26 protein-coding genes are annotated in these 26,592 nt (G+C 68.0%); 12 read left to right on the top strand and 14 right to left on the bottom strand.

All coding sequences use genetic code 11. The features are described from left to right. Nucleotides 1-3 precede the first annotated feature (3 nt). Complete coding sequence (locus AC1RRR_RS04960; RefSeq protein WP_492811004.1) at nt 4-909, bottom strand: LysR family transcriptional regulator; 906 nt, start codon at nt 907-909, stop codon at nt 4-6. Between the two features lie 133 nt (nt 910-1,042). Between AC1RRR_RS04960 and AC1RRR_RS04965 the strand changes: the two genes are divergently transcribed. Next, a complete protein-coding gene (locus AC1RRR_RS04965; RefSeq protein WP_492811006.1) occupies nt 1,043-1,792 on the top strand; it encodes an SDR family oxidoreductase in 750 nt (249 codons plus the stop codon). Here the strand turns inward: AC1RRR_RS04965 and AC1RRR_RS04970 are convergent. From AC1RRR_RS04970 to AC1RRR_RS04995, 6 genes are all read right to left on the bottom strand, one after another. Beyond that, nucleotides 1,764-1,916: a hypothetical protein gene (locus AC1RRR_RS04970; RefSeq protein ID WP_492811007.1), complete on the bottom strand. Its 153-nt coding sequence runs from the start codon at nt 1,914-1,916 to the stop codon at nt 1,764-1,766. The genes AC1RRR_RS04965 and AC1RRR_RS04970 overlap by 29 nt on opposite strands. Next, entirely contained in the window at nt 1,913-3,604 is a 1,692-nt protein-coding gene (locus AC1RRR_RS04975; RefSeq protein ID WP_492811009.1) for a cellulase family glycosylhydrolase, read from the bottom strand. Before AC1RRR_RS04975 ends, AC1RRR_RS04970 begins: the two co-directional genes overlap by 4 nt. Nucleotides 3,605-3,687: 83 nt before the next feature. Then, nucleotides 3,688-6,135, bottom strand: coding sequence for an MASE1 domain-containing protein (locus AC1RRR_RS04980; RefSeq protein ID WP_492811011.1), 2,448 nt, complete (start codon nt 6,133-6,135; stop codon nt 3,688-3,690). Nucleotides 6,136-6,267: 132 nt separating this feature from the next. Beyond that, nucleotides 6,268-6,612 (bottom strand): peptidase inhibitor I78, encoded by a 345-nt coding sequence (locus AC1RRR_RS04985; RefSeq protein WP_454716412.1) that lies wholly within the window; start codon nt 6,610-6,612, stop codon nt 6,268-6,270. Continuing rightward, on the bottom strand, nt 6,609-7,070 hold the full coding sequence (locus tag AC1RRR_RS04990; protein WP_492811013.1) for a DNA polymerase III subunit chi: 462 nt from the start codon (nt 7,068-7,070) through the stop codon (nt 6,609-6,611). Before AC1RRR_RS04990 ends, AC1RRR_RS04985 begins: the two co-directional genes overlap by 4 nt. 2 nt (nt 7,071-7,072) lie before the next feature. Further along, a complete protein-coding gene (locus tag AC1RRR_RS04995) occupies nt 7,073-8,554 on the bottom strand; it encodes a leucyl aminopeptidase (protein WP_492811015.1) in 1,482 nt (493 codons plus the stop codon). Between the two features lie 225 nt (nt 8,555-8,779). Between AC1RRR_RS04995 and lptF the strand changes: the two genes are divergently transcribed. The 8 genes from lptF to AC1RRR_RS05035 all read left to right on the top strand — a co-directional run bounded on the left by lptF (nt 8,780) and on the right by AC1RRR_RS05035 (nt 17,789). Continuing rightward, nucleotides 8,780-9,919 carry an LPS export ABC transporter permease LptF gene (lptF, locus tag AC1RRR_RS05000; RefSeq protein ID WP_492811017.1) on the top strand — a complete coding sequence of 380 codons (1,140 nt, stop codon included), beginning with the start codon at nt 8,780-8,782 and terminating at the stop codon, nt 9,917-9,919. Then, nucleotides 9,919-11,019 (top strand): LPS export ABC transporter permease LptG, encoded by a 1,101-nt coding sequence (gene lptG, locus AC1RRR_RS05005; protein ID WP_492811019.1) that lies wholly within the window; start codon nt 9,919-9,921, stop codon nt 11,017-11,019. The genes lptF and lptG overlap by 1 nt, the downstream gene beginning before the upstream one ends. Then, on the top strand, nt 11,012-13,426 hold the full coding sequence (locus tag AC1RRR_RS05010) for an LPS-assembly protein LptD (RefSeq protein ID WP_492811020.1): 2,415 nt from the start codon (nt 11,012-11,014) through the stop codon (nt 13,424-13,426). The genes lptG and AC1RRR_RS05010 overlap by 8 nt, the downstream gene beginning before the upstream one ends. A 169-nt stretch (nt 13,427-13,595) precedes the next feature. Then, nucleotides 13,596-14,960, top strand: a complete 1,365-nt coding sequence (locus AC1RRR_RS05015; protein WP_492811022.1) for a peptidylprolyl isomerase — start codon at nt 13,596-13,598, stop codon at nt 14,958-14,960. A gap of 4 nt (nt 14,961-14,964) precedes the next feature. Beyond that, nucleotides 14,965-15,960, top strand: coding sequence for a 4-hydroxythreonine-4-phosphate dehydrogenase PdxA (gene pdxA / locus AC1RRR_RS05020; RefSeq protein WP_492811024.1), 996 nt, complete (start codon nt 14,965-14,967; stop codon nt 15,958-15,960). An 11-nt stretch (nt 15,961-15,971) separates the two neighbouring features. Then, nucleotides 15,972-16,793 carry a 16S rRNA (adenine(1518)-N(6)/adenine(1519)-N(6))-dimethyltransferase RsmA gene (gene rsmA, locus AC1RRR_RS05025; protein WP_492811026.1) on the top strand — a complete coding sequence of 274 codons (822 nt, stop codon included), beginning with the start codon at nt 15,972-15,974 and terminating at the stop codon, nt 16,791-16,793. 11 nt (nt 16,794-16,804) lie between these two features. Next, nucleotides 16,805-17,326 (top strand): SMI1/KNR4 family protein, encoded by a 522-nt coding sequence (locus tag AC1RRR_RS05030; protein ID WP_492811027.1) that lies wholly within the window; start codon nt 16,805-16,807, stop codon nt 17,324-17,326. 4 nt (nt 17,327-17,330) lie between these two features. After that, nucleotides 17,331-17,789, top strand: a complete 459-nt coding sequence (locus tag AC1RRR_RS05035; RefSeq protein WP_492811028.1) for a GNAT family N-acetyltransferase — start codon at nt 17,331-17,333, stop codon at nt 17,787-17,789. Here the strand turns inward: AC1RRR_RS05035 and AC1RRR_RS05040 are convergent. Beyond that, nucleotides 17,786-18,187, bottom strand: a complete 402-nt coding sequence (locus AC1RRR_RS05040; RefSeq protein ID WP_492811030.1) for a MerR family DNA-binding protein — start codon at nt 18,185-18,187, stop codon at nt 17,786-17,788. The genes AC1RRR_RS05035 and AC1RRR_RS05040 overlap by 4 nt on opposite strands. A gap of 68 nt (nt 18,188-18,255) precedes the next feature. Here AC1RRR_RS05040 and AC1RRR_RS05045 point away from each other — a divergent pair, with 68 nt between their 5' ends. From AC1RRR_RS05045 to AC1RRR_RS05055, 3 genes are all read left to right on the top strand, one after another. Further along, on the top strand, nt 18,256-18,996 hold the full coding sequence (locus AC1RRR_RS05045; protein WP_492811032.1) for a MauE/DoxX family redox-associated membrane protein: 741 nt from the start codon (nt 18,256-18,258) through the stop codon (nt 18,994-18,996). Nucleotides 18,997-19,068: 72 nt separating this feature from the next. After that, complete coding sequence (locus AC1RRR_RS05050; protein WP_492811034.1) at nt 19,069-20,721, top strand: sensor histidine kinase; 1,653 nt, start codon at nt 19,069-19,071, stop codon at nt 20,719-20,721. A gap of 286 nt (nt 20,722-21,007) precedes the next feature. Beyond that, the gene (locus tag AC1RRR_RS05055) at nt 21,008-21,265 is read left to right on the top strand and encodes a GlsB/YeaQ/YmgE family stress response membrane protein (protein ID WP_291878538.1); all 258 of its coding nucleotides are present in this window, start codon (nt 21,008-21,010) and stop codon (nt 21,263-21,265) included. Nucleotides 21,266-21,411: 146 nt separating this feature from the next. On the opposite strand, the gene gmk is transcribed toward AC1RRR_RS05055, so the two are convergent. The 6 genes from gmk to fabG form a co-directional block, all read right to left on the bottom strand. Continuing rightward, entirely contained in the window at nt 21,412-22,053 is a 642-nt protein-coding gene (gene gmk / locus AC1RRR_RS05060) for a guanylate kinase (RefSeq protein ID WP_492811037.1), read from the bottom strand. Continuing rightward, nucleotides 22,046-22,927 (bottom strand): YicC/YloC family endoribonuclease, encoded by an 882-nt coding sequence (locus AC1RRR_RS05065; protein ID WP_492811039.1) that lies wholly within the window; start codon nt 22,925-22,927, stop codon nt 22,046-22,048. Before AC1RRR_RS05065 ends, gmk begins: the two co-directional genes overlap by 8 nt. Nucleotides 22,928-22,931: 4 nt before the next feature. Then, nucleotides 22,932-24,029 (bottom strand): endolytic transglycosylase MltG, encoded by a 1,098-nt coding sequence (gene mltG / locus AC1RRR_RS05070; protein ID WP_492811041.1) that lies wholly within the window; start codon nt 24,027-24,029, stop codon nt 22,932-22,934. Next, entirely contained in the window at nt 24,026-25,306 is a 1,281-nt protein-coding gene (gene fabF, locus AC1RRR_RS05075; protein WP_492811043.1) for a beta-ketoacyl-ACP synthase II, read from the bottom strand. The genes mltG and fabF overlap by 4 nt, the downstream gene beginning before the upstream one ends. A gap of 166 nt (nt 25,307-25,472) precedes the next feature. Then, nucleotides 25,473-25,709: an acyl carrier protein gene (locus AC1RRR_RS05080; protein WP_004615098.1), complete on the bottom strand. Its 237-nt coding sequence runs from the start codon at nt 25,707-25,709 to the stop codon at nt 25,473-25,475. 138 nt (nt 25,710-25,847) lie between these two features. Next, on the bottom strand, nt 25,848-26,588 hold the full coding sequence (gene fabG, locus AC1RRR_RS05085; protein WP_492811046.1) for a 3-oxoacyl-[acyl-carrier-protein] reductase: 741 nt from the start codon (nt 26,586-26,588) through the stop codon (nt 25,848-25,850). Between the last annotated feature and the right edge of the window lie 4 nt (nt 26,589-26,592).

Here is a 26,592-nt window from a genome sequence, read left to right on the forward strand (position 1 = left end):
CCTCTACCGATCCCAGGGCGGCGTTCCCTTGAACGCCTCGGCCAGGAAATCCACCATCAGGCGCACCTTGGCGCTCAAGTGCCGGCGGCTGGGATAGACCGCCAGCACGTCGATGTCGGGCAGGCTCCACTCCGGCAGCACCCGCACCAGCTTTCCGCTACGCAGATCGTCGCCGATGATGAAGGTTGGCTGCCAGATCACGCCTTGGCCGGCCAGCGCCGCCGCGCGGGTGGTGTCGCCGTTGTTGGAGTACATGACCGGCCGCATCCGCACGCTGGCCTCGCGGCCGTCGGCGTGGGTCAGCCGCCAATCCTCGGCCATGGCCGTGTAGCTGTAGGCCAGACAGCGGTGGGTCGCGAGTTCGTCCGGCGTGGTTGGGGTCCCATGGACCGCCAGATAGTCCGGCGAGGCGCAGACGATGTTGCGCGAGGTCGCCAGCTTGCGGGCCACATGCGCCTGGGAGCCGCCGCGCGAGATGCGGATGGCCAGGTCGTAGCCTTCCTCCACCAGGTCGACGACGCGATCCGACAGGCTGATCTCCAGCTCGACCTTCGGATGGCGAGCCATGAATTGCGGCCACAGTCCCGCCAGGTGGCGGACGCCGAAGCTGAGCGGCGCATTGATCCGCAGGCGCCCGCGCGGCTCGGCGACATTGGCGGAAGCGGCGGCTTCGGCCTCGGCGATCTCGTCCAGGATGGCGCGGGCGCGTTCGTACAGCGCCTCGCCGGCCTCGGTCAGGGACAGGCGGCGCGAGGTGCGGTTCAGCAGCCGCGCGCCGAGATGCGTCTCCAGCTCGGCGACATAGCGGGTGACATTGGCCGGCGAGGTGTCCAGCGCCTCGGCCGCCTTGGCGAAGCCGCCGCGGCTGACGACGGTGGTGAAGACCTCGAACGCACGTAGCCGATCCATGGCCGCCCCATCATTCACTTAAGCTGAATGATAGATCGCGTTTCTACCCATCGTTCAAGTCGGATGCCCAGCCTAAATCACCCTCACTGACCGACGCGCGGTGCGCCGGCCCGTCAAACGGAAGGATCACCCCATGTCCCGTCTCGCTCAAAAGACCATCCTGATCACCGGCGGCACCACCGGCATCGGCTTCGCCGCCGCCCAACGCGCGCTGGAAGAAGGCGCCAAGGTCGCCATCACCGGCGCCAACGCCCAGCGCCTCGAGGAAGCCAAGGCTGCCCTGGGCGGCGACGTCGTCGCCATCCTGGCCGATGCGGGCGATGTCGCCGCTCAAGCCACGATCGCCAAGACCGTCGAAGCCGCCTTCGGCAAGCTGGACGCCGTGTTCGTCAATGCTGGCATCGCCCCGTTCGGCCCGCTGGAAAGCTGGACCGAGGAGACCTTCGACCGCGCCATCGGCGTCAATCTGAAGGGTCCGCTGTTCCTGATCCAGGCCCTGGCCCCGATCCTCAGCAACCCAGCCTCGATCGTCTTCAACGGTTCGATCAACGCCCATATCGGCATGCCGAACTCCAGCGTCTACGCCGCCAGCAAGGCCGGCCTGATCTCGCTGGCCCGCACCCTGTCGGGCGAGCTGATCGGTCGCGGCATCCGGGTCAATGTCATCAGCCCCGGGCCGGTGAGCACGCCGCTCTACGGCAAGCTGGGTCTGGACGCCGCCTCGCTGGACGCCATGTCGGCCGGCATCCTGGCCAACCTGCCGGCCGGCCGCTTCGGCGAGCCCAAGGAGATCGCCGACGCGGTGATCTTCCTGGCCTCTGACGAGAGCCGCTTCACGGTCGGCAGCGAGCTGATCATCGATGGCGGGATGAGCACGCTCTGATCTGTAGCAAAACAAACCGTGTCATCCCGGGCGGCGTAGCCGACCCGGGACCCAGGGGCCGGCGCACTGCGGTTGCCCCTGGGTCCCGGCTCTCCGCTTCGCTACGGCCGGGATGACACGTCATTTTGCAGGGGTGATTTTCAGGGCGGAGATCTGCGCCGCCCCCGTCGACTTCACCACCAGCGTATTGGTCCCCGGCAGCAGGCTCACGACCGCGCCGCTCTTGACCGCCGCGCCGCCGTTGACCGTGACCTCCATCGGGCCCTCACCCACGACGCTGACCGCATAACGCCCCGCCATCGCCGAGACCGTGTAGCGCAGCCACTCGCCAGCTGCGAAATCGGTGACCTTCAGCGAGCCGTCCGCCGCCCGCTCCAGGTCGACGCCGTCATTGCGGCCGGTGCGGCCCTTGTTCCAGGGCGTGCGCTGGCCGCCGGTCGAAACGTGGTAGTTGGCCGCGTCCGTGTCGGCATAGGCCGCGCCGATGACGCCCAGGTCGTACTGCCAGGCCGGAATGGTCGCGCCCTTCACGCCCACCACATGCTTCTTGAACGGCCGCGTCGTCGCATCGTGCGGCTGGCGGAACATGGCGTCGATGACGTCGGGATGAGCCTCATTGTTCTCGAAACGCACGTCGTGCGAGGCGACCTTCATCAGCACCGAATAGGCCTTGTCCGCGCTCACCGGCGTCTTGGCATCACCGGTCAGGGTCGCGACCACGTCGTCATAGGCCGGGTCGACCTTGATCTCGAGCGGCTGGTTGAAACCGATCTTCTTCAGCGGCCAGAACGCCCAGCCGATCTCGTGCTTCTCGACCAGGCGGATGGCGTCGGCGAACCAGACATTGGAGTTCTCGCCGCTCTCGCCCAGCCACAGCGGCAGGCCGGTTTCTTCGCGCAGCTTTAGATGCTGGGCGATCGAGGCGTCGTCATTGACGTTCCAGTACTTGTGGAAGCTGAGCGCCATGTTGGCGTCCCAGGGCTTCCCCATGCCCTTGTAGTTGTTGCCCCAGCAGTTGCCCTCGATGATGATCATGTGTCGCGGGTCGATGGCGCGGATCGCGGCCGTGGCCTCCTGGTAGAAGCTCCACAGCTTCTCCTGCTTCTCGTCCTTGCAGCCGTTCTTGTTGCCCGAGCCGTCGAAGTCCCAGTTGGGCTCGTTCAGCAGGTCATAGGCCCCGATCATCGGCTCGTCCTTGTAGCGGGCGGCCAGCTTCTTCCACAGTTCGATGGTCTTGCGGCGGGCCTCCGGACTGTCCCACAGCGAGGGTTTGCCCGGATCACGGTCGGCGATCGGCAGGTCGTTGCCCTGGCCGTTCGGCGCGGCGTGCAGGTCCAGGATCAGGTAGATCCCGTTGGCCTTGCTCCAGGCCAGCAAGTCGTCGATCCGCTTGAAGCCGTCCTCGTGCCAGGTGTCGACGCCCGGCTTGGGCTCCTGGTCGACCGGCAGGGTCAAGAGGTCGTAGTGCATCGGCAGGCGCACGGAGTTGAACCCCCAGGCGGCCATGGCGTCGATGTCGGCCTTGGTGGTGTGGTTGTCGAGCCAGGCCTTGTGGATCGCCTGCTGGCGCGCGGGGCCCACGAGATCGGCGATCTTGCCTTGGATGACGTGCTGCTGACCCAACTTGGACAGGCGCAGCATGTAGCCTTCCTGCAGCATCCAGCCGCCCAGGCCCATACCGCGCAGAATCACCGGTTGGCCGGCCTCGTCGACGATGCGGGCGTCCTTGGCCTTCAGCCAGCCTTCTGCACTGGCGGTGGTGGTAGCCAAGAGTGCGAGCGTAGCAACGCCCACTGCGAGCCAGGACTTCATTAAGCGGCCTCCCTATGAGGTCGCCTCTAGCCGGGCGACGCTTACTGGTATGACCAATTCCTGGCGCAGAATGACAACGTTGTCTAGGCCGTCTCCCTCGGCGATCCGGTCAAGGCGTCCGACAGGGTTGACAGCAGCGAGGCCACCGTCAGCGGCTTGGGCGTCGCCCCGTCGAACACCGGGTCCAGCGGCCCCAGGCGGACATCGGCCGAGAAGGCGATGATCGGCGAGCTGGCGCTGGGTCCCGCCTCGGCCCGGATCCGCTGGGCGGCCGAGACGCCATCCAGCTTCGGCATCCGCAGGTCCATCAGGATAGCGTCGAACGTATCGGCGGCGGCGGCGGCCACCCCATCTTCGCCATCGACGGCCTCGGCGACATGCACGCCGACCGCTTCCAGCACCGAGCGCACCAGCTCCCGATTGCCGGCATTGTCGTCGACCACCAGCACTCGCACGCCGGGCGGCGGCAGAGGCAGCTCGGTCTCCTCGACCTCGTCGACCGCCGCGTCATGCGAGGGGCCGGTCTGGGCCGGGATCTCGAACCAGAAGCGGGCGCCCTGCCCCAGCGTGCTCTCGACGCCGATGTCGCCGCCCATCAGCTCGACCAGGCCGCGCGAGATGGCCAGGCCCAGGCCCGTGCCGCCATGCTCACGGTTCAGCGCCTCGTCGATCTGCGAGAAGCGGGCGAAGATCAGCGCCTGGTCGGCCTGCGCCACGCCCGGCCCGGTGTCGGTGACGCTCATGCGCAGCCGGCCGGTCTGGATGTCGTAGTCGGTCTCCAGCCGCACCTCGCCGACCTCGGTGAACTTCACGGCGTTGCCGATCAGGTTCAGCAGCACCTGGCGCACGCGCTCGGGATCGATGAACAGCTCGGGCGGCGCGGCGTCGTCACCCACCGAACGCAGCACCAGGTTCTTGGCCGCCGCGTCGGGAGCCAGCATCTCCAGCACCTCGGACACCACGCCGGTGATGGCCACGACGCGGGGATCCAGGGTGATGCGTCCCTGCTCCAGGCGCGAGAAATCCAGGATGTCGTTGATCGTCGCCAGCAGGGTCCGGCCGCCGGTGGTGATGCGGTCGACGTAGCGCTTGCCGCGTTGGCTCAGGCCCGGCTCGTCGGCCAGCAGGTTGGCGAAGCCGATCACGGCGGTCAGGGGCGTGCGCAGCTCGTGGCTCATATTGGCCAGGAACTCGCCCTTCACGGCGGCGGCGGTCTCGGCCTCGGCGCGGGCGGCGCGAAGGTCCATCTCCAGCGTCTTGCGGGCGGTGATGTCGCGGATGATGTCGGTGATGCCGGTCGGCGCGCCGGTGACGGGATCGCAGGCCAGGGTCGGACGCGATTCCAGCCAGATCATCCGGCCATCTTGGCGGAACGCGCGATACTCGACCGTCTCGGCCGGCGGCGCGGTGACGCCCTGCGGACAGTCGCGCTGGATCTCGACCACGCGGCGGATCGCGGCCCGGTCGTCCTCGTGCAGGATCTTCAGATAGGCCGTGCCCAGAAGCTCTTCGGGCTCGTAGCCCAGGATCGTCCGGGCGGCCGGCGAGATGTAGGTCATCTGCCCGTGCAGGTCGCTGTGGGCGATGATGTCCAGGGCGCTCTCGGCCAGCAGGCGGTAGCGGGCTTCGCTGCGCTCGGCCTCGGCCCGGGCCTCCTCGACCTTGGCCAGGATGGCGCGGCGCTGGCGCTGGAAGGCCGCGACCGGCAGGCTGACGAAGATCGAGACGGCCAGGAACAGCTGCAGCACGGTCGACTGCGTGCCCGTGCCGGCCAGGATCAGGTGGATCGGCCCTCGGCCGGCGATGGTCAGGACCAGGGCGATGGCGGCGACCAGCACCGCGCTCAGCGCCGCGCCCAGCACCTCCTGGCGCCACGCCACGAACAGCATGACCGGCGGCACCAGGAACAGCAGCGGATACTTGCCCTGGGCGAAGACCACGGTGGTCATCAGGCAGCAGATCACCATCGACAGCACGCCGTCGCGGGTCAGCGGCCGTTCGCGCAAATAGAGCCCGGCCTTGAAGAACACCAGCAGGCACGGCCCGATGGTCAGCATGCCCAGGATGTCGTTCAGCACCCAGCCGATGACGTTTGGTACGAGCGCCCCGCCGCGCAGGACGGTGTGGATCGACGCGGCCGCGGTTCCGGCGACCGTCGGGGCCATGAAGCCGCCCAGCAGGACAAAGGCCAGCATGTCGCGCGGCCGGCCCAGGTCGATCGACTCGCCGGTGACCCGCCGCACGGCATAGGCCGCCAGAGCGCCTTCGGTGATGTTCAGGCTGACCAGGATGACATTGACCAGCGGGCTGTCGCCGGCATGGGCTCCGGCCGTCAGCGCGCCCAGCGCGGCGCCGACGATCAGGGCCGGCCAGCGCCGTGAGGGCGACGACAGCAGGCACGCGGCCAGGAAGCCGTTCGACAGCCAGATCGGCGTAACGTGGTTATAGGAGCGCGGGATCTCGACGCAGAGATAGGCGAGAAACGCAAAGCCGAACGCGACGCCCAACGCCGTCAGGAGCGTGGCCGCCAAGTCGTCTCGGGTTCTGGGTCCGATCGTCGGTTGGTCGACCATGCTCTGAACCAGCCGGGCGGGAATCTCCGGCTTTCGAGTTATTTCATCTCAATCGCACGGAAGCCAGAAGAGCTTGGGAAAGCGCGGTCCTTAGCCGCATTTGACTTCCTGGACGACACCCGTGTCGGCGTTGAACAGGATGTTCAGCCGATCAGCGCGGTAGTCCATGGTCACCGGGCAGGTCGTGCAGGCCACGCGCCAGCGCGAGGGATCGACCGGGGCCGGCAGGCTGGTGCGCGGCTTGCCGACGAAGGCTTGGGCGTCCTTCAGGCCGCACTGGTCTTTGTCCGCCTCCGAGGCCGGCGGCTTGGCGGGCAAGGCGATGGCAGGCGGCGCGGTGGGGGTGCTGGGCGGCGGAGGCGGCGCGGGCTCGGGGGCGCTGGAGCAAGAGGCCAGGACCAGGCCCAAGGCCAGGGCGGACAGTACGCGCTTCATGCCTGCTTCTCCCAACCGCGTTCGGCGCCCTGGCGCCAGTAGGACACCGGATGCCCGGCCTTCTTGAAAACGGACCAGCGCCCGCGCGCCTGCGACAGCGCCAGCTCGTCCCTGCCGTCGAACAGCAGGATACAGCGCGAAACCCCTGAAAGATCTCCAGGTTCTGCCCCGTCGATCAGGAACAGCGCGTCCCCGGCATTGGGGTTCCCGTCGTCGTTTGTCAGCAGCACCGGCTGCCGCTCGGCCATCGGCTCCGAAGCCAGGCCGTGCGGCAGGAAGCTGTCCTCGCGGAAGGTCCACAGGTGCTGGTCCAGCGCCTCGATGCGGCCGGGATCGCCCCCGCGGACCAGGGCCTTCCAGCCACGACCCAGGGTCTTCTCCAGCAGCTCAGGCAGCACCGCCTCGAGCGGCGAGCGCTCCAGGTGGTAGAACCAGACCTCGCAGGGACCCGCCGTCATGCTCAGCCTTCGTAGGCGTCGGCGACGAGGCGGTTGAGCAGACGCACGCCGTAGCCAGCCGCGCCGTCGGGCACGGTCGGGTCGGCCGAGGGCTTCTTCCAGGCGACCGAGGCGATGTCCAGGTGCGCCCACGGCACGCCGTTGACGAACTTCTGCAGGAACAGGCCGGCGGTGATTGAACCGGCCGGGCGGCCGCCGATGTTCTTCATGTCGGCGATCGGGCTTTCGATCTGCTTCTCGTAGGCGGCCGGCAGCGGCAGGCGCCACAGCGGCTCGCGCTCGGCCTTGCCGGCGCTGAGAATTTTCTCCGACAAGCCATCGTTATTGCTGAACAAACCGGCGTAGTCATGGCCCAGCGAGATGATGATCGCGCCGGTCAGGGTGGCCAGGTTGATCATGAACTGCGGCTTGAAGCGGTCCTGGCAGTACCAGAGGGCGTCGGCCAGCACGAGGCGGCCTTCGGCGTCGGTGTTGATGACCTCGATGGTCTGGCCCGACATCGAGGTGACCACGTCGCCCGGACGCTGGGCGTTGCCGTCGGGCATGTTCTCGACCAGGCCCAGAATGCCGATGGCGTTGACCTTGGCCTTGCGGCCGGCCAGGGCGTGCATGACGCCGGTCACGGCGGCCGCGCCGCCCATGTCCCACTTCATGTCTTCCATGCCGTCGGCGGGCTTCAGGCTGATGCCGCCGGTGTCGAAGGTCACGCCCTTGCCGACGAAGGCGATCGGCTGAGCCGACTTATCGGCGCCGCCCAGCCACTTCATGATCACCAGCTGGCTCTCGCGGCGGCTGCCCTGCCCCACGCCCAGCAGGCTGCCCATGCCCAGTTCCGCCATCTGGGCCTCGCCCAGGATCTCGACTTCCAGGCCCAGGCTTTCCAGGCTCTTGGCCCGGGCGGCGAACTCTTCGGGGTGCAGGATGTTGGCCGGCTCGGAGACCAGGTCGCGGCTGAACAGGATGGCGTCGGCGAGCGCGGACAGCGGCTCATAGGCCTTCTGGGCCTTGACCGGGTCGGCGGCGGCGACCTTGACCACCTGGATCGAGGGCTTCTTCTCGGCCTTCTCGGTGGTGCGATACTTGTCGAAGCGGTAGGCGGCCAGGCGGGCGCCGAAAGCGGCGCGGGCGGCGCTCTCGGCGTCGGCGCCCAGCTTCAGGACCAGTTCGGTGACGCCCGTGGTCTTGATGGCCTGGTAGGCCGAGGCGGCGGCGGTCTCGACCGCCTCGGGCTCGACGGCGCCCGAGCCGTCGACGCCGACCAGCACCAGGCGGGCGGCTTCCAGGCCGTGCGGGGCGACGACGTCCAGGGTCTGGCCCTTGGCGCCGGTGAAGCGGCCGCCGGCGATGGCGCGCGCCAGGGCGCCGCCCGTGGCCTCGTTGGCCGCCTTGGCTTCCGGCGAGAGGGCCGCGCCCTCATGGGCCAGGACCGCGAGGGCGGCCGTGGCGCCGGCCTGGGTGTCGACGGGGACGAACTCGATACGCATGCCGCGCTCCTGCATCTGGGCGACTTATGAACGGCGCGTCGCGACGGCGCAGCCGCATCTTGAACTAGGCGGCATAGTCCAATGCCGCGCCATAGAAAAGGCTCCGTTCGGCCCCACTGCGCACAGTCAAGTCAGCTCACCGGTTGTGCCGACGCGAAGCCCCCGTGTAGAACGACCCATCTTCGGGGTTCGTCCCACGAATCCAACCGCCCCGAACGTCTCTGCATGCGCCTCATAGAACGGTATCTTTTCCGCCAGTTGCTGGGTCCGACGCTGCTGGCGACGGCGGCCCTGGTCGCGCTTGCCCTGCTGGCGCGCAGCCTGTCGGAGTTCGACGTGCTGGTGGAGCAGCGCCAGAGCGCGCTGGTGTTCCTGAAGATCATCGTGCTGGCCCTGCCGCAGCTGTTCAGCATCATGATGCCGCTGGCCCTGTTCGTGGCCGCGCTGGTGGCGCTGAATCGTCTGCACACCGAGCAGGAGATCGTCGTCTGCTTCGCCGGCGGCATGAGTCGCTGGAGCGTCATCTCGCCGGCCATGCGCCTGGCGGTGTTCGCGGCCCTGATCTCGCTGATCTCGGGCCTGTGGCTGCAGCCCTGGAGCGCCCGCCAGATCCGCGAGACGGCCTTCGAGATCAAGACCGACGTCGCCTCGACCCTGGTCCAGCCGGGCCAGTTCACCGAGCCGGGTCCGGGCCTGACGGTCTATGCCCAGTCGATCGACCGCGACAACAAGATCCAGAACCTGTTCATCCACCAGGAACTGCCCAACGGCGCGGCCTCGACCTATTCGTCGCGCGAGGCCGAGATCGCCACCCGCAAGGGCCAGCCGGTGCTGGTCATGCGCCATGGCAGCAACCAGCAGTTCTCGCGTCAGGGCGTGCTGCAGTACACCTCGTTCGACGAGTACACCTTCGACCTGTCCAGCCTGTTCAAGACCGACGAGCTGCTGCACTACAAGATCGCCGACCGCTATCCGCACGAGCTGTTCTTCCCGGACATGACCCAGGAGTGGGAGCAGCGGAACAAGGGCAAGATGCTGGCCGAGGGCCACTCGCGCTTCGCCGGCCCGCTCTACAATATCGCCCTGATGACCATGGCCCTGGCGGCCGTGCTGGGCGGCTCGTTCAGCCGCATGGGCTATGGCAAGCGGATCGCCGCCGTCGGCGCCGCGGCCGGCATCGTGCGCATCGTCGGCTTCGGCGTGCAGGCCGCCTGCGAGGACAGCGCCTGGCTGAACGTCCTGCAGTATCTGGTGCCGCTCAGCGCCATGTGGTGGGGCATGGCCCAGATCTTCCGCCAGAAGGTCTCCGCTCGCCGCGCGCCAAAGTCGGTCAAGTCCGCCCCCGCCTGGACGGGAGCCGCCTGATGACCATGGGCATGCTGGAACGCTACGTCCTCAAGCGCACCATGAGCGCGCTGATCGGCGCCCTGGCGGTGCTGGGCGCGATGGTGATGCTGATCGCCTTCGTCGACATCGCCCGCAACGTGGGCACGCGAGCGGACGCGACCTTCTTCCAACTGCTATACCTGACTGTCCTGCAGGCTCCGGCCACGATCCTGGTGCTGGCGCCGTTCGTGTTCCTGTTTGGCACCATGTGGGCCTTCGTCGAGCTGAACCGGCGCAGCGAACTGATCGCCATGCGCGCGGCGGGCGTCTCGGCCTGGCGGTTCATCATGCCGGCGGCCCTGTCGTCGTTCGTGATCGGCCTTCTGACCATCACCCTGCTCAACCCGCTGACGACGGCCATGACGGCCAAGTTCGAGAGCGAGCGCGACGCCGTGATGAACGGCTATCTGAAGGAAGCGCCCAAGGGCACCTGGCTGCGCCAGGGCGACGACAAGACCCAGATCGTCATCCGCGCCCGGGCCCGCGAAACGGTCGACGGCTCGGTGCGCCTGAAGGGCGTGTCGCTGTTCGTCTATGCCCTGAACAGCAAGGGCGTCATGGACTTCACCCGCCGGATCGAGGCCAACGAGGCGCGGCTGGAGCCGGGCTTCTGGCGCCTGTCGGGCGTGCGCGAGGCCACGCCCGGCGCCGGGGCGATCCGCTCCGACAGCCTGTCGATCCCGTCGAACCTGGACGACCGCACGGCGTCCGAGCGCTTCAACACGCCGTCGGCCGTGGCGCTGTGGCGCCTGCCGGCCACGATCCAGCGCACCGAGGACGCCGGCTTCTCGGCCGCGCCGTTCAAGCTGCGCCTGCAGCAGGATCTGGCCACGCCGCTGCTGTTCGCCGCCATGTCGGTGCTGGCCGCGGCCTTCTCGCTGCGCCTGATGCGACTGGGCGGCCTGGCCGCTCTGGCGGGCTCTGGCGTCGCCCTGGGTTTCGGGTTCTTTTTCTTCAACGAGCTGTGCAGCACATTGGGCAAGGCCGACGTTCTGGCCCCGTTCATCGCCGCATGGACGCCGCCGACCGTCGCGATTTTGGCGGGCTTCACTTTGCTTTGCTATACGGAAGATGGGTGAGTCATTGTTTGCAGGGATGACCATGACTGAAACGCGCGTCAGCGCCGCGTCCGTCTGCCGCAAGCTGCTCCTCAGCGGCGCGGCGTGGATGGCGTTCGCCTGCGCGGCCCAAGCCCAGCAGAGCTTCGTCAATATTCCGCCGACCCCGGTGGTCCCCGCCGCTCCGGCCGACGGCCTGGGCGACGAGGGCTATTATCTGGAGTCGGACCTGCTGATCCGGGACGACAAGAACCAGATCATGACGGCCCAGGGCTCGGTGCAGGCGCGCTACCAGGGTCGCACCCTGCGCGCCGACAAGGTGGTCTACGACGCCAAGACCGGCTCGGTGGTCGCCGACGGCCACGTGCAGATGCTCAATCCGGACGGCACGGCCGAGTTCGCCGACCACATGGAAGTCGACAAGGACTTCAAGGCTGGTTTCGCCCAGAATTTCGCCGCCCGCCTGAGCCAGAACATCAAGGTGGCCTCGGTCACGGCCGTGCGCCGCAACGAGAATATCCAGGAACTGAACAAGGCGATCTACACGCCCTGCGAGGTCTGCGCCGAAAAGCCCCGCCCGACCTGGTCGGTCTCGGCCGACAAGATCGTGCAGGATAAGCAGAAGCAGCTGATCTACTACAAGAACGCCGTCATCCACCTGTGGGGCGCGCCGATCCTGTACATGCCGCTGTTCTGGCACCCCGATCCGTCGGCCAAGCGCAGCTCGGGTTTCCTGGCGCCCAAGATCGACTTCTCCAAGGGCCGGGGCATCTCGTACAACCAGCCCTACCTGTACGTGATCTCGCCCTCGTCGGACATCATCCTGTCCCCGCAGATCAACACGGACGTCAATCCGTTCCTGAACGTGAACTACCGCAAGCGCTTCTACTCGGGCGTGCTCGAGGCGCGCGGCGGCTTCACCTACGACAAGGACTTCGACATCCGGGGCGACCGCTTCGGCAAGGCGACCGCCCGCAGCTACATCCTGGCGAACGGCAAGTTCGACATCGACAACAAGTGGAAGTGGGGCTTCTCGGCCGAGCGCGTCTCGGATGCCCTGCTGTTTGACAAGTACAAGGTCAACGACGTCTACCAGCAGCGCGGCCTGTTCACGAGCGACGACCATCGCCTGGTCTCGCAGCTGTATGCCACGCGCCAGGACACCCGGTCGTGGTTCTCGGTCTCGGCCGTCTCGGTCCAGGGCCTGCGCGTCGTCGGCACCACCACGGCGGGTACGGCCAACGCCTTCGAGAACAGCGGCGCCTTCCCGCTGATCGGCCCGCTGGTCGAGGCCCGTTGGGAGCCCGACAGCCCCGTACTGGGCGGCCGCCTGCGCCTGCAGGGCACGGGCGTCATGCTGAACCGTTCTGAGTCGCCGTACGGCGAAGCCCCCTACTACCTGCCCACCTACAAGGGCCAGGACGGGGTCGATTCCAGCCGCGCCAGCTTCAAGGCCGACTGGCGCACCAGCAAGATCGTCGGCAACGGCCTGAAGATCTCGCCGTTCGCCCAGGCTCGCGGCGACGCCTATTCGATCAAGACCTACGTCTCGCCCGCCGCCGCCGCGCTGGGCGACGAGGACAAGGACACCTACACCCGCGCCCTGGGCGTGGGCGGCGTCGACTTCAGCCTGCCCTTCTTCAAGCCGCTCAAGAACGGCGGCAACATCGTGCTGGAGCCCCTGGCCCAGATCGCCGCCGGCTCCGACAGCTCGCGCGTGCCGACCGTCGTCGCCCGCAACGGGACGACGACCTACCTCTACAACGAAGACAGCGCGACGCTGGAGTTCGACGAGACCAACCTGTTCCAGGCCAACAAGTCGCCGGGCTTCGACCTCTATGAGGGCGGCCAGCGCCTGAACGTCGGCGGCCGGGCCACCTACAGCCTGCCGGGCGGCCGCAGTGGCAGCATCCTGATCGGCCGCAGCTTCCGCTCGGAATTCGACCCGCTGCTGCCGGCCCGCACTGGCCTGCAGAGCAAGTCGTCCGACTGGATCGTGGCCGCCACGGTCACGCCGGTCCAGGGCATCAACGCCTTCGTCCGCACGCGACTCGACGCGCAGACCCAGGAGATCCACCGGATCGAAACGGGTGTCGACGCTTACACCAAGCGCGGTTGGGGCTCGATCCGCTACCTGAAGGACGAGATCGACTCGAACGGCGCGCGCCAGGAGAGCTTCGAAGCCCGCGGCGAAGTGAAGCTGACCAAAAAAATCTCGCTGACCACCTTCGGCCAGCGCGACATGGTGCAGGACGTGTGGCGTCGTCGCGACGTCGGCGTGGCCTACCAGGACGACTGCATTCGCATCGATGTGATCTACCAACAGGAAGACCGTTACGCCTCGACGGCCACCGGTCTGCGGCTGCAGCCTGACCGTACGGTCGTCTTCCGCCTAACGCTCGCCACATTAGGTGATACAGGGTACTGAGTGACCGCGCCTGGGGGGCGTGCGGGGCGAACCCGCATGTCAGACAGGCGTGTCTTGGGGGCGACGGCCGAAAGGAAATCGCCGGACCGGCGACGCCGCCCCTGAAAACATGATAATCGACCGCGCTTCCGCAAGGGGGCGGACCCGGTCTAGAGGAACGACACTATCCATGCGGTCTGCGCGTAGCGTGACGACTTTCGCGGCCGGCGCCGCGTCCATTCTCGCCCTGACCGTGGCGAGCCTTGGCCTGCCCGCCTTCGCTCGAATCCAGGAGGCCGCGCCGCCTCAGGTCGACGCGCCTCCGGCCGCCGCGCCGGCGCAGCCGGCTGCGCCGCAGCCGCTGCAGGAAAGCGTCGCCGCCGTCATCAACGACGAAATCGTCTCCAGCTATGACCTGATGCAGCGCATGCGCCTGCTGATGGCCACGTCGGGCATGCAGCCGACCCAGGAGAACCTGCCGCAGATCGAGCAGGAAGCCCTGCGCTCGCTGGTCGACGAGCACCTGCAGATGCAGGAGCTGCGCCGCGTCGAGAAGCAGCAGAAGATCACGATCATCTCGACCGACAAGGAAGTCGACGAGCAGATCGCCGACATCGCCTCGTCCAACAAGATGAGCGCCGACCAGCTGAAGCAGTCGCTGGTGCAGCAGGGAATCGGCCTGGACACCTGGCGCGCCCAGCTGCGCGCCGATTCGAGCTGGCAGTCCTGGATCCAGGGCCGCTACGGCTCGCGCCTGCGCATCGGCGAAGACCAGATCAAGGCCTATCAGCGCCGCCTGGCCGAGTCGGCCGCCAAGCCGCAGTACCAGCTCAGCGAAGTCTTCCTGGACGCCGGCCGCGTGGGCGGCATGGAAGTCGCCATCAACGGCGCCGGCCAGCTGATCAACCAGATGCAGCAGGGCGCGCCGTTCGCGGCCGTGGCTCGCCAGTTCTCCGGCTCGGCCACCGCGGCCAACGGCGGCGACATCGGCTGGGTCAGCCAGGGCGAGATGCCGGCCGAGGTCGACGCCGCGCTGGAGCAGCTGCGCCCCGGCCAGCTGTCCAAGCCCATCCAGGTCAAGGACGGCGTCTACATCATCTATCTGCGCGACAAGCGCGCCGGCTCCAAGACCGCGATCGTCGACCTCAAGCAGGTCGCCGCCCCGCTGGCCGCCGACGCCAACGAGGCCCAGATCGCCGCGGCGACCAAGCTGCTGACCGACCTGAAGCCCAAGATCACCAGCTGCGAGACGCTGGAAAGCGCCGCCGGCAAGGTGGACGGCCTGGTCGCCGGCGACCTGGGCGAGGCCGAGATCACCGATCTGGCTCCCGCCTTCCAAGACGCGGCCAACAAGCTGGACGTCGGCCAGATCTCGGATCCGATCCGCACCGACGCCGGCATGCACCTGATCGCCGTCTGCGGTAAGCGCCAGGGCGGCGCCAATGCGCCCAGCCACGACCAGATCGAGAACCGCCTGCGCGGCCAGCAACTGGCGCTGATCGCCAAGCGCTACCTGCGCGACCTGCGCAACCAGGCCACCATCGAGACCCGATAGGCGTATGCGTCCCCTCGCCCTCAGCGCCGGTGATCCCGCCGGCGTCGGCGCGGAGATCATCGCCAAGGCTTGGGCCGCGCTGCGCCAGGACGGCCCGCCCTTCGTCGTGATCGGCGACGCCCAGCTGCTGGCCTCGGCCGGCGGCGGGGTGAAGGTCCGCACCGTGACCCGGCCGCAGGACGTGGCGGGCGTCTTTCCCGACGCCCTGCCCGTCATCGACATCCCCCTGCTCTCGCCCGTCGTCGCGGGCCAGCCGTCGCCGGCCTATGCGCCGCAGGTGATCCGCTGGATCGAGACCGGCGTCGGCCTGGCGCTATCGGGCGGCGTGTCGGGACTGGTCACCGCCCCGATCGCCAAGGCCCCGCTGTACGAGGCCGGCTTCAAGTTTCCCGGCCACACCGAGTTCCTGGCCGAACTGACCGCCGCCGAGCGCTTCGAAGGCGCGCGCGGGCCGGTGATGATGCTGGCCGCCGCCGACCTGCGCGCCACGCTCGTCACCATCCACACGTCCATCGCCAAGGTCCCGGGCGCCCTAGATGTCGAGAGCATCGTCAATAGCGGCCTCGTCACCGCCCAGGCCCTGCGCCGCGACTTCGGGATCGCGTCCCCGCGCCTGGCCATCGCCGCCCTGAACCCGCACGCTGGCGAAGGCGGGGCGCTGGGCCGCGAAGAGATCGAGATCATCACCCCGGCCGTCCGCGCCTTGCAGGATCTGGGCGTCGACTGCTTCGGTCCCGCTCCGGCCGACACCCTGTTCCACCCGGAAGCCCGCGTCCGTTACGACGGAGTGCTGTGCATGTATCACGACCAGGCCCTGATCCCGGTCAAGATGCTGGACTTCTGGGGCGGGGTGAACATCACCCTGGGCCTGCCGATCGTGCGCACCTCGCCCGACCACGGCACCGGCTTCGACATCGCTGGACGCGGCATTGCTCGTCCCGATAGCCTGATCGCCGCCATCAAGCTGGCGGCCGACATCGCCGCCCGTCGCGGCGTCTGAGAGAACATACGATGAGCCTGGCCGACCTGCCGCCCCTGCGCGAGGCCCTGGAGCGCCACGACCTGATGGCGCGCAAAAGCTTTGGCCAGCACTTCCTGCTGGACCTGAACATCACGCGCAAGATCGCCCGCCTGGCCGACGTCCATGAGGGCGACACCGTGGTCGAGGTAGGTCCCGGTCCCGGCGGCCTGACCCGCGCCCTGCTCGAGACCGGCGCCCGCGTCGTGGCGATCGAGAAGGACAGCCGCTTCCTGCCCCTTCTGGCCGAACTGTCCGAAGCTGCCGATGGCCGCCTGGAGTTGGTCGAGGGCGACGCCCTGAAGGTCGACGGCGCCAAGGCCGCCGGCGACGTCCCGGCCCACGTGGTCTCCAACCTCCCCTACAATGTCGGCACCCAGCTCTTGATCAACTGGCTGACGGGTCCGTTCAAGCCGCTGTCGATGACCTTGATGTTCCAGAAGGAAGTCGCCGACCGCATCGTCGCCACGACCGACGACGACGCTTACGGCCGCCTGGCCGTGATCTCGCAGGTGCTGTGCGACGCCAAGACGGTCATGGACCTGCCGGCCAAGGCCTTCACGCCGCCGCCGAAGGTCGCCTCGGCCGTGGTGCGCCTGGTCCCCAAGGCCGATCCGCCGCCCGCCGACGTCATCGCCGCCCTGGAACGCGTCACCGCCGCCGCCTTCGGCCAGCGCCGCAAGATGCTGCGCTCCAGCCTCAAGGCCCTGGGCGGCGGCGAGCTGTGCGAAAGGGCCGGAATCAGCCCCGACGCCCGCGCCGAGGTCATCGACCTGGCGGGGTTCCTGGCGTTGGCGCGAGCGACGCTGGACTAGGAGAGACCGCCATGTGGGCAGAGATCATCGAGCGGATCGCCGTGCGATCACCGGACGTCCTTCCCACCCTGAACCCTCCGGCCTCGCCCGATGAGATCGCCGTCCTCGAGCAGCGGGTCGGCGCGCCCCTGCCAGAAGCCTTCAAGCAGTACCTCGCCATCGCCAACGGCCAGAACGATCTGGGCGCCGAGCACGCGCTCTTCGAAGACAACCGCTTCCTGCCCATCGACGAGATCATCGAGGCGATGGATCTGATGGAGGACCTCTTTGGCGACGAGGAACCCGTCGCGCACATTGCCGAGAATCGGATCCAGCCGGTGCTGTGGGACAGGCTCTGGGTCCCGTTCGCGGCCTTCGACGACAGTCCTCGGCTGATCCTGGACCTGCATCCTGGCCGCAATGGCGCTCATGGACAGATCCTGCTGCATTTTCCCGGCGTCGACCTGGAAGCTGACGACACGGTGATCGCGCCCGGCTTCGCGGAATTCTCCATCGCGCTGTTGCGAGACCTGACGAACGCGCCCACCTCCTGAGCGCATGTCGAACCGTTACGGCCTCTCGATCAGAGCCGCCCAGATCAGTGATGCGGAGGGCCTGGCCGAACTGCTGTCGACCGCCGGCGAGACCGTCGGCAAGGATCGGCTGGCGCACCGCCTGACCGCCCTCCTGGACCAGCCCGGCGCCTTGCTGATCGCCGACGAATGGGGACCACCCTCGGGCGTCATCGCCGTGCACTGGCATGCCGTGTTGACGGCCGATCTCAAGGTGGGGACGATCTCGGCCCTGCTGGTCGATCCCGAGCGACGCCGCAACGGCATAGCCCGCCTGCTGCTGAAGGCCGCCTCGCAAGCCGCGCGGTCGGCGGGATGTGGCGAACTGATCCTCGAAGCGCCCGCGGAGGCCAACGATCTGCGCGCCTTCGGCCTCGCCACGGGCTTCGAGCAGACCGGCGAAACCTTTGCCCGCGCACTGCGCAAGCGGGGCGCCCAGGACTAGGCCTCGAACGCCTCGATGATCGGGCACGGGCCGTTGTCCGAGGCCGCGCACGCATGCGCCAGCTTGGCTAGCGAAGCCCGCGCCGTCTGCAGCTCGGCGATCTTCTTATCCAGCGCCGTGATGCGCTCTCGCGCCAGCGCCCTTGCCCGCGCCCGGTCCTGGCCGGCGTCCAGTTCCAGCAGCTCGCCGATCTGCTCCAGGGTGAAGCCGGCCGCCTGGGCTTGGCGGATGAACTTCAGGCGGCGGACGTCCTCGGCCTCGTAGCGCCGCACCCCGCCCGAGATCGCCGAACCGCCGGACTTGTCGGGCGTTCGAAGCAGTCCGCGACGCTGGTAATAGCGCACCGTCTCGACGCCGACGCCGCCCTCGCGGGCCAAGTTCGCGATCGTATTGGCCATGCCTTGACTCCGTACCATGGTACGGAACCTACATGGGGCGGGAACAGTCGCGAGCAAGGAGTGAAGCGATGAGTCCCGCGAAGACCGCCGTGCTGTACCGCATGGTCATGCCCGAGCACCTCTGCCCGTCCGGCCTGAAGGCGCTGCACCTGCTGAAGGCCAAGGGCTATGCGGTCGAGGACCATTGGCTGAAGACCCGCGCCGAGACCGACGCCTTCAAGGCAGAGCACGACGTCAAGACCACGCCCCAGGTCTTCATCGACGGCCAGAGGATCGGCGGCTACAGCGACCTGCGCCTCCACTTCGGCGCGCGCGATCCCAAGGCCCGGACCTACACGCCGGTGATCGCCGTCTTCGCCGTGGCCGCCCTGATGGCCCCGGCGGCCAGCCAGGCGGCCTTCCACACGCCCCTGACGGTCCAGGCGGCCGAATGGTTCGTGGCCTTTTCCATGAGCCTGCTGGCGATGCTGAAGCTGCGCGACGTCGAGACCTTCTCGACCATGTTCCTGAACTACGACCTGCTGGCCCGCCGCTGGGTCCCGTACGGTTACATCTATCCCTTCGCCGAGCTGGCGGCCGGGGTGCTGATGGCGGCGGGCGTCCTGACCTGGTTCGCCGCGCCCTTGGGCCTCGTCATCGGCGGCATCGGGGCGGTGTCGGTGTTCAAGGCGGTCTATGTCGACAAGCGGGACCTCAAGTGCGCCTGCGTCGGCGGCGACAGCAATGTGCCGCTGGGTTTCGTGTCCCTGACCGAGAACCTTTTCATGGTCGCCATGGGCCTGTGGATGTTGGCGAGCCCACACGCGTAACCCCTTGCGTGAAAGGCTATTGACGCTAAGCCTGCCCCCCTCCAGCCTAACCAAGGGCTGAGCGGGGCGAATGTGACCACCACTAGTGCGGCGAAGGCGCCCTCGACGGTCGCCCGACGCCTTCTTTTCATGGCCTTGACCCTGGCGGCGCCGGCTATCCTGCTGATGGGCGCGCTGGTGGCCATGCAGTATGGCGAAGGCCAGCGGCGGTTCTCGACCCAGCTGGTCGCCATGACCCGCGCCCTGTCCCTGGCGACCGACCGCCAGATCGGCCAGGGCCAGAGCGTGCTGCAGGGCCTGGCCGTGTCCCCCGCCCTGGCCGAGGGCGACCTGGCGACCTTCGAGACACAAGCCCGCCAGGCCGTGAAGGGCCGCGAGGGCTGGATCGTGCTGATGACCATGGATCGTCAGCTGATCAACACCCGCATTCCGCCGGGTGTCCCGACGCCGTACGCGCCGGTCACGCCTCAGTCCTGGGCCGAGATGACCACGGGCAAGTCGAACGTCAGCAACCTGATTCCGCGCCATGGGCTCAGCCCGCTGATCGGCACCAACGTGCCGGTGCTGGTCAAAGGCAAGCTGCTGGTCCTGGCCTACATGCAGCATCCGGCCGCCTTCCACGCCCTGATGACCGGCCAGGCCTTCCCCGACAGCTGGACCGCCAGCATCGTCGACCGCAACGCCGCCCTGGTGGCCCGCTCGCGCGACCAGGACAAGATGCTGGGCAAGCACGCCAGCAAGGACATGCAGAAGGCCATGGCCCGCGCCAATGACGGCGTCGTGCGCACCCACACCCTGGACGGCGTCCAGACGCTGTCGGCGTTCAGCCGCTCGCCGACCTATGGCTGGACCTTCATCGTCGGGGTGCCGCGCGAGGAGCTGAACCGCGCCGTCATGACCTCGCTGGGTCCGGCGGTCGCTGGGGCCGCGCTGCTGATCGCCCTGGGCGTCACGGCCGCCCTGGCCTTCGCCCGCCCCATCTCGCGCGACGTGCGCGGCCTGGTCGCCGAGGCCGAGGCCCTGGCCGCCGGCGCGCCGCTGGACCCCGCCCCCTCGCACCTGCAGGAGATCGCCGAGGTGCGCGGCTCGCTGCAGGCCGCAGCCGACATCCTGCGCGCCCGCGAGGAAGAGGCCCAGGCAGCGGCCGAGCGGCAGCAGCTGATGATCAACGAGCTGAACCATCGGGTGAAGAACACCCTGGTGGTCGTCCAGTCCCTGGCCCGCCACAGCCTGCGCGAAGGCGGTCCGCAGGGCCTGGCCCAGTTCAACGACCGCATCTACGCCCTGGCCCAGGCCCACGACCTCCTCACCCGCCGCAGCTGGGAGGGCGCCGACCTGGGCGAACTGCTGGCCGAGGCGCTGCAACCCTATTCCACCCAGGTCCGCCTGGACGGCCCCCCCGTGCCCCTGGCGCCCAATGTCGCCGTGGCCCTGGCGATGATCTTCCACGAGCTGGCGACCAACGCCTCGAAGTACGGCGCCCTGGCCCAGGACACCGGCCGCGTCACGGTGGACTGGCGCCTGGACGGCCGCACCAAGCTGGTGGTCGAGTGGAAGGAACGCGGCGGCCCGCTCGTGAAGCCGCCCACCCGCACCGGCTTCGGCTCGCGCCTGATCGCCTCCAGCCTGAAGGGCGACCTGGCCGGCGCGGCCGATTTCGACTACGCGCCCGAGGGCCTGACCTGCACCCTGGCGCTGCTGGCCCCGTCGCGCGGCGCCGCCTAGGCGGACAAAGCCAAGACCGATCGTCGCAGCGCCCCCTTGTCGCCTTGGCTCGGCCACGAAGCATCTGCAATAGCTCGTCCATCGTCGTAGGGGATTTGCGTGATGGACCTGACCTTCCTGATCGGAGCCGTTCTGGGCTCGGGCCTGTTCATCGCGTTCGGCCGTCCGCCGGCCGAGAAGCTGATCGCCTACGTCCAGGAACGTATGCGCGGGAACTAACTGGACTATTTGGGACTTGATTGGGCAAGGCCGCGCAGGGCGGCCCATCGCTCATGGAGTCCCTACGATGTCCATTCTCGCCTGGCTTCTTCTGGGCCTGATCGCCGGCTTCATCGCCAGCAAGCTCGTCAACCGCTCTGGCAGCGGCGTGCTGCTGGATATCGTGCTCGGCATCGTCGGCGCGTTCGTCGGCGGCTGGCTGTTCAACCAGTTCGGTAACAGCGGCGTGTCCGGCTTCAATCTCTACAGCCTGCTGGTGGCCACCATCGGCGCCGTCGTCATCCTGGCGCTGTACCACCTGATCTTCGGCCGTCGCGCGCTTTAAGGCGCCGCGGATGGTGGGGCTGCTGATACCGAGCGCCCCACACACCGATCATCCCCGCGAAAGCGGGGATCCAAGCCGAGTTGGACGCATCCGTTCTGACAGTCAGCTTGGGTCCCCGCTTTCGCGGGGATAATCGGATTGGGGTACTAGATCTCTTCTTTCAAGAGATCGCCCACCAGGTTGCCGATCCACGGGTTACGCGCCCGCTTCAGGCGTTCGGCGTGGTAGATGTGGGCCAGATCCGCGTAGGCGCGGTCGAAATCATCATTGAGAATGACGTAGTCGAACTGCTCCCAAGCGGCGACCTCGTCCTTGGCGCGCGACAGGCGGCGGTGGATCACCTCTTCGCTGTCCTGGCTGCGCGCGTGCAGGCGGCGACTCATCTCGGCCAGCGACGGCGGCAGGATGTAGACCAGCACGCTGTCCTGTTGGGCCTGGGCGTGCACCTTCATGGCGCCCTGGAAGTCGATGTCGAACAGCGCGCTCTCGCCCCGCTCCAGCGCCGCCATGATCGGCGGCTTGGGGCTGCCGTAGAAGTTCCCGTAGACCTCGGCCCACTCCAGGAAGGCATCCTGGTCGATCAGCGCCTGGAAGTCCTCACGCGTGGTGAAGTGATAGTCGCGGCCGTGATGCTCGCCCGGACGCGGCTCGCGGGTCGTGTAGCTGATCGACAGGTGCAGGTCGTTGTGGTCGGCCACCAGGCGGCGGGTCAGCGAGGTCTTGCCGACGCCCGAGGGGGCGACGACCATCAAGAGCAGGCCGCGGGTGTTATGGTGGGGCTTATTCAACGTTCTGGACCTGCTCGCGGAACTGCTCGATCACGGCCTTCAGCTCCAGACCGATCGCGGTCAGGGCGGTCAGGGCCGATTTCGAGCAGAGGGTATTGGATTCTCGCATGAATTCCTGGGAGAGGAAGTCGAGCCGGCGGCCCGACGCGCCCTCGCCCGACAGCAGACCGCGCGCGGCCACGACGTGGCTGGCCAAGCGGTCCAGCTCCTCGCGCACGTCGGCCTTCACGGCCTGGGCGGCGGCTTCCTGGACGATGCGTTCTTCGCTGGCGGCCTCGCCGACCAGTTCGGCCATGCGGCGGGCGAAGCGCTCCTTCAACACGGCGGGCTGACCAGCGGCCTCGCGCTCGGCGTCGGCGGTCAGGCCTTCGATACGGTCGACCAGGCCGTTCAGGACGGGGTCGAGGGCCGCGCCCTCCTCCTGCCTGGCGGTCTTCAGGCCGTCCAGCGCCTGGGCGATCGAGGCGGCCATGGCCGCTTCGACGGCGGCGCGGGTTTCGGCGTCGTCCTCGTCCTCTCGGGCCTCGATGACGCCCTTCAGGGCCAGCAGGCCGTCCAGGGTGGGCTTGGCGACCATGCCGGTGGCGACATAGGGGTCGCCGGCCTTCAGGTAGCGCTCCAAGGCCTGGACATTGACCTGGGTCTCGCCCGAGGTCTCGGCGCGCTTGGCCTGGACGTTGACGGTCAGCTGGCCACGCTGGAAGCGGCCTTGCGAGCCTTCGCGGGCGGTGCGTTCCAGGCTCTCGAAGCCGGGCGGGCCCCGGAAGCGGGTCTCGAGGTTGCGGCCGTTGACGCTGCGCGCCTCGACCGCCCAGGTCCAGGCCCCGTGAGCGCCTTCGACCCGGGCGAAGCCCGTCATCCCCGAGATGGCCATGACCCTAGTTCCCCGCCGGCTTGGCCGGCACCACCGGGACGCTGTCGTCGCCGGCGCGATCACGCTCGATCTGGCGCCACTTGGCGACGTTGGCGTTGTGTTGCTCCAGGGTGGAGGCGAACACGTGGCCGCCCGTGCCGTCGGCGACGAAATAGAGGTCGTTGGTCTTGGCCGGGTTCAGGGCCGCCGACAAGGCCGCGCGGCCCGGATTGGCGATCGGCGTCGGCGGCAGGCCGGTGATCTTGTAGGTGTTGTAGGGCGTGAACGCATCCAGCTCCGACCGGCGCAGACCACGGCCCAGCGGACGGCCACGGGTGATGCCGTAGATCACGGTCGGGTCGGTATCCAGGCGCATGCCGGTGCGCAGGCGGTTGACGAACACGGCCGCCACCTGCGGACGCTCGCCCTTCACGCCCGTTTCCTTCTCGACGATCGAGGCCATGATCGCGGCCTCTTCCTTCGACTGGTACGGCAGGCCCGCCTGGCGCGTGGCCCACAGCTTGTTCAGCAGCTGGTCGCGGTCGTCCATCATGTGCTTGAGGACGACGGCCCGGTCTTCGCCGCGCTGGACCTCGTAGGTCTCGGGCAGGATCGCGCCTTCGGGCGGGGTCGCGGCGTCGCCGACCAGCAGGTCGGACTTGTTGAGGATGTCCATGACCATGTCCGAGGTCAGGCCCTCGGGGATCGTGATCCAGTGGCGCACGATGCGGCCGTGGCGGATGGCGTCCAGCACCTGGGCCATCGAGGCGCGGTCGGCGAATTCGTATTCGCCGGCCTTCAGGCTGCGGGCCGCGCCCGTGAGCTTGGCGGCGGTCATGAAGATCGAGTTGGAGCGGATCACCCCGCCCTGCTCCAGCGCCGAGGCGATCTCGGGCAGGCTGGCGCCCTTGCGCAGAATGACGGTCGTCTTGTCGCCGGTCTTCGCGGCGGGGCCGGGACCGTTATAGACGAAGGCGACACCCAGGATGGCGACCATCCCGATCAAGACCAGGGTCGTGAAGGCGCCGAACAGGGCGCGGATCAGCCGTCGCCCCACCGAGGCGGTTTCCCGGCGGCCGGAGCGCGCGGGGGCTTTGCGGGGGGGCGACGGCTTTTTGCTCACGAGACCTTCTTGAACACGACGGTGGCGTTGGTGCCGCCGAAGCCAAAGCTGTTGGACACGGCCACGTCGATCTTCATCGGCACGGCCTTGTTCGGCGCCAGGTTCATGGCGACGTTCACGTCCGGATTGTCGAGGTTGATCGTCGGCGGGGCGATCTGGTCGCGGATCGCCAGGATCGAGAAGATCCCCTCGATCGCGCCGGCGGCGCCCAGCAGGTGGCCGGTCATCGACTTGGTCGACGACATGACGACGTTCTTGGCGTGGTCGCCCAGGAAGCGCTCGACGGCGCCGGCTTCCAGGCCGTCGGCCATGGTCGAGGTGCCGTGGGCGTTGACGTAGTCGATGTCCGAGGGCTGGAGGCCCGCGTCCTTCATCGCCGCCGCCAGGGCGCGGCCGCCGCCTTCGCCGTCTTCCGACGGGGCGGTGATGTGGTGCGCGTCACCAGACAGGCCGTAACCGACCACTTCGGCGTAGATCTTGGCCCCGCGCGCCTTGGCGTGCTCGTACTCTTCCAGGACCAGGGCGCCGGCGCCCTCGCCCATGACGAAGCCGTCACGGTCCTTGTCATAGGGACGCGAGGCCTTTTCCGGGGTGTCGTTCCATTCGGTCGACATGGCCCGGCAAGCGATGAAGCCGGCCACGCCGACCTTGCAGACGGCCGCTTCGGCGCCGCCGGCGATCATCACGTCGGCGTCGCCGTACTTGATCAGACGCATGGCGTCGCCGATGGCGTGGGCGCCGGTGGCGCAGGCTGTCACGACCGCGTGGTTGGGGCCCTTGAAGCCGTACTTGATCGAGACCTGACCCGAGATCAGGTTGATCAGGGCCGAGGAGATGAAGAACGGGCTGACGCGGCGGGGGCCCTTGGCCTCCAGCTCCAGCGCCGTGTCGGCGATCGTCGACAGGCCGCCGATGCCCGAGCCCAGGATGACGCCGGTGCGCCACTTGTCCTCGTCGGTCTCCGGGACCCAGCCCGAATCCTTGATGGCTTCGTCAGCGGCGGCGATGCCGTAGAGAATGAAGTCGTCCACGCGCTTCTGGTCACGCGGGCTCATGGTCTGGTCGGGATCGAAGCTGCCTTCGACGTCCGGGCCGCCGCCGCCGCGTCCATCGACGCGCGGCACTTCGCAGGCGACCTTGCAGGCATAGTCGGTCGGATCGAAGGCCGTGATGCGGTTGGCGCCGGACTTGCCGGCGAGGATGTTCTTCCAGGTCACGTCAACACCGTGGCCCAGAGGGGTCAGCAGGCCGATACCCGTGACGACAACTCTACGCATGGATCACTCCCAAACCTTCGATGCGGGACGCAGCATTTGGGGAGTTATCCCCACGCGCGCCAGCCGCGAATCTTGGCCTCAAACGAAAACCGCCGCGCGCACGATGGCAAGAGCCCGTGCGACGCGGCGGAAATGGTCAGGTTCGACTAGCGAACTCGACCGCCTATTAGGCGGTCTTTTCCGTGATGAACTTCACGGCGTCGCCAACCGTCTGGATGTGCTCGGCGGCGTCGTCCGGGATTTCGATGTCGAACTCTTCTTCGAACGCCATCACCAGCTCGACGTTGTCGAGGCTGTCGGCGCCCAGGTCGTCGATGAAGGAAGCCTTCTCGGTGACCTTCTCGGGATCGGCATCCAGGTGTTCGATGACGATCTTACGCACGCGCTCGAGAATGTCGGACATTCTGTTAGTCCCTCGTTGAGAAAATTTCGGCCCATGAACAGCCAGGCGAAAACCAAGCTATTCGCAGGAATTGTCGGGCTCCGCCTATCACGTTCCTTTTCGGCTTGCTAGCGGCAGACCGACTTAGGAACAGCGGTTTTAGATCATGGCCATGCCGCCGTTGACGTGCAAGGTCTGACCGGTGACGTAACCGGCTTGATCGCTGGCCAGGAAAACGCACGCCGCGGCGATATCGCTCCCCTCGCCCAGCTTGCCGGCGGGAATCGTCGACAGGATGCCGGCCTTCTGGGTTTCGTTCAGGGCGTCGGTCATCGGGCTGGCGATGAAGCCGGGGGCCACGCAGTTGACCGTCACGCCACGGCTGGCCAGTTCCTGGGCCAAAGCCTTGGAAAAGCCGATCATACCGGCCTTGGAGGCCGCGTAGTTGGTCTGGCCGGGGTTGCCGGTCACGCCCACCACCGAGGTGATGCCGATGATGCGGCCGGCGCGGCGCTTCATCATGCCCTTGGCGGCCGCGCGGGCCAGGCGGAAATAGCCTTCCAGGTTGACCTTGATCACGGTCTCCCAGTCCTCGTCCTTCATGCGGACGATCAGGCCGTCGCGGGTGACGCCGGCATTGGCGATCACGATGTCCAGCGGCGCGCCGGCGGCTTCCTCGGCCTTGGCGACCAGGCCGTCGACGGCGGCGGCGTCCGAGAGATTCGCGGCCACGAACGAGACGCGCTCGCCGAACTGGGCGGCCAGTTCCTGCAGAGCCGATTCGCGGGTGCCCGAGAGGACGACGTGAGCGCCTTGCGCGTGCAGAGCCTTGGCGATGGCGCCGCCGATGCCGCCCGTGGCGCCGGTGACGAGAGCGGTCTTGCCGGTCAGATCGAACATGTGT

Source organism: Caulobacter sp. GW821-FHT12D05, assembly GCF_058807295.1.